At 64.1% G+C, this 3,184-nt stretch carries 4 protein-coding genes; all 4 read left to right on the top strand.

Annotated features, from left to right (window positions below):
• Positions 1–351, top strand: a 351-nt coding sequence (locus VEK15_01845) for a DinB family protein (protein ID HXV59406.1), incomplete at its 5' end; no start/stop codon positions are given.
• Positions 352–449: 98 nt separating this feature from the next.
• The gene (locus tag VEK15_01840) at positions 450–743 is read left to right on the top strand and encodes an FmdB family zinc ribbon protein (protein HXV59405.1); all 294 of its coding nucleotides are present in this window, start codon (positions 450–452) and stop codon (positions 741–743) included.
• A 111-nt stretch (positions 744–854) separates the two neighbouring features.
• Complete coding sequence (locus VEK15_01835) at positions 855–1,589, top strand: glycosyltransferase family 2 protein (GenBank protein HXV59404.1); 735 nt, start codon at positions 855–857, stop codon at positions 1,587–1,589.
• A 6-nt stretch (positions 1,590–1,595) separates the two neighbouring features.
• Positions 1,596–3,184, top strand: a 1,589-nt coding sequence (locus tag VEK15_01830; GenBank protein ID HXV59403.1) for a hypothetical protein, incomplete at its 3' end; no start/stop codon positions are given.

Genomic DNA, 3,184 nt, shown 5'->3' with positions numbered 1-3,184 from the left:
GGCTCGCCGTACACGATCTGGGAGCTCCTCGAGCACATCCGGATCGCCCAGGCCGACATCGTGAGCTTCAGTCGGAGTGCCGACCATCAATCGCCCCCGTTCCCCGAGGGCTATTGGCCCGAAGACCGGGCCCCCGAGAGCGACGAGGAGTGGCAACGCGCGCGCGAAGGCCTGAAGAACGATCTCGAAGCGATGAAACGCCTCGTGGCGGACCCGGAGCAGGATCTGTTGGCTCCGATTCCTCACGGCGACGGCCAGACCCTCCTTCGAGAGGCCGTGCTTCTGGCCGACCACAATGCCTATCACCTCGGCCAGATCGTCTTGATGCTGAAGATGCTGAAGCTCTGGTAGGACTCATTCGAAGAAGATCACGGCCTCGGCCTTCCTACGAAGAGCTCGTTCACGTAGGTTTTGTTGACGGAGCAGGCCGTTTTTGCTTAACTGGGTTCGTGCCTATCTACGAGTATGAGTGCAAGAAGTGCGGGCACCGGTTCGAATCCATCCAGAAAGTAAGCGACCCACCGCTGAACCGGTGCGTCAAGTGCAAGGGTAAGGCGGAACGACTCGTTTCCTCTCCAGCAATCCAGTTCAAGGGCTCGGGCTGGTACGTGACGGACTATGCCCGTACCAACAAGGCCTCTGGTGATTCCAAGGCCAGTGAAGCCGAAGAGTCGACCTCCAAGCCCAAGAAAGACGAGAAGGCATCGAAGAAGGACAAGCCCGCCAAAGCCGCAGCCAAATAGCGGCGCATTCCGGGCACTCCGCCCTCCTGCGGCTCGGATCCATTCGGCCCCGATTCGCCGGCCCGGGATGATTTGGACTTTTGCCGTTCCGGGGTTAAGATGCCTCGCCCCATGAATGTCGTGGACTCGTCTCTCTCCGTCGTCCTTCCCGCGTTCAATGAGGAAGCCAACATCGAGCGGGCGGTACTTAGTGCGGCGGAGGCCGTGGCGCCCCTCGTATCTGATTACGAGCTCGTCGTCGTCGACGATGGGAGCCGGGACGAGACCTCCCGAATCCTCGCGAAACTGGCGGAGGAGCTCGACGGTCACCTGACCCTCGTATCCCATCCGTCGAACCTGGGCTACGGCAAGGCACTCCGGTCGGGCTTCGACGCCTCCTCACGGCGGCTCGTCTTCTACACCGACGCCGACAACCAGTTCGACCTCCGGGAGCTCGAAGCCTTCCTCCCTCTGATGGCCGACCACGATGCGGTCCTGGGATATCGCGTGGGTCGGCAAGATGGCTGGTTCCGCCTCCTGGTTTCTAACGGCTACAATGCGCTCGCCTCGTTCGCATTCGGAATGTCGGTCAGGGACTTGAACTGCTCATTCAAGCTCTTCCGTCGTGACGCGCTGACGTCACTCCGGCTCGAAGAGGACCATTTCTTCATCGATACCGAGATCGTGATCCAGCTGCATCGCGCGGGTTATCGCTACCTGCAACGGGGCGTGAAGCACTATCCGCGTACGGCGGGACGCTCGTCGGTCCGACCTACCGACGTTCCTCGAACGTTCCTCGCTCTGATGAAGCTCTGGGTCAGGCTTCGTTTCCAGAGCTCCGGCAGAGCCAGGCTCGCCCGCGACTGATCGGGCATGGGCCCGGTGCTCGCATCGAGCTCCACCGGTTCGTGGAAGCGGGCGGGTGTGAATGCGGTTCTCGCCGCGCTGCTGCTGGCGGGGGCTTATCAGCTGCCGGCCACGATGGACGTCGACTTCGCCAACTCCGCGGCGAGCTACCTGTCGACCGACGGGTTTCACGACGCCGAGGCCGGCTATCGCTGGTCTCGGGCGCGAAGCGAGATCCAGTTTCACGACCCCGGAAGCAAGTGGAACGTGCGGCTCGAGCTGCTCTTGTCTGGGTTCCGCCCTCGCGACCTGCCACCGCCCCTGCTCATCGTCGAGACTCCCGGAAGGACTTTCCGGCTCAAACCGTCGCGGAAAGTCGAACCGTTCGCGATGGACGTCTCGACACCTGGCACCTGGAGCTCCACCCTGCGGGTCGTCTTGCGCTCGGAGGTATTCACCCCCGGGGGGGGAGACGAGCGCTCTCTTGGCGTACGGGTTCACCGCGCTCGCCTGATTACGAGCGGTCGGGCGATTCCCCCAATCAAACAGCTTTTCTTCGGCACCCTGCTCGTTTTTCTCGTCGGCTTGTGGCTTCCCGCCCTCGGTCGATGGTACGTCGCGACCCCGGCGCTGCTGGCGATCGCCTTTGTGTACTTTCGACAGTGGACGGCGATGGCCGTGCCCCTCGTCGCCGTGGGGTTCGTTCTGGTAGTTGTTGTGGGCCGCTTCGTGCCGTCGGTGACGAGCTTCGCTCGGTCCTGGTCCAAGGCCGTCTCGGCCGCTTTGCGTCAGGCAACCCCCTCACTGATCGAGCTGGCGGTTCTCGCGGGTGTAGCCACGGGGGCCGCGGTCGTCGCCTATGCGGCCCGGCCCAGCGTCGAGCTCGACCTCGGTTCCGGCGCATTCGAGCCCATCGTTCATCGTTTCCGGGGGTACGACCGGGATGCGCTTTCCGTCCACTTCCGCGAGCCTCTCCCCAGGGCGGTGATCGATCTGCGCGACTTCGGGGCCGGAAGACCCTGGACGGTCACGATCCGTGCCGCGTTGGAGGGCGAGGCCCATCGAGGGGTTCTCGCCCGAGCTGACGGGGCCGAGCTTCGCACCGAGCTCGGACCCAACTGGGAGAGTCATTCGTTCACGGTTCCCGCGCCCGACTTCTCGTGGCGCTCCGGACACGAGCTCAGCTTTGCTGGATTCCCCGGGGCCAAGCTGAAGGTGTCTTCGGTCCGTATCGACCGCGGCAGGAGCCTCCCCTCGGTTCGCGCAATCCTCTTTCTGACGATATCGGGTTGGGCGTTGCTATTGGCGCTGCGGGGCATCGGTCTTCCAGAGCGTCGCGCGGCGTGGCTTTCGGTGGCGTGGCTCATGGTTCCCGCGGGCGCGATCTTGCTGTGGCCCGCAATCGCGATCCCCTTGCTTCCTCTCGTCGTGGTGGCGTCGGTCGCGACGGCGGCCGGGGCAATCCTCGTCCGAGGGGGGTTCCGAGCCCTGGCCGAGCGCGATGTCGTGCCCGAGCCCGCGCCCGGTGTTCTCGCGGTTGCGTCCCTCGGCTTTCTCGCGTGGTTTTTGGCGATGGCCTCGCCGCTGTACGTGGGAGGTCATTTCGCTTACCACGC

The organism is Vicinamibacteria bacterium (assembly GCA_035620555.1).
In the GTDB taxonomy this organism is placed as follows: domain Bacteria; phylum Acidobacteriota; class Vicinamibacteria; order Marinacidobacterales; family SMYC01; genus DASPGQ01.
This window is presented reverse-complemented; position numbering and strand designations above follow the sequence as displayed.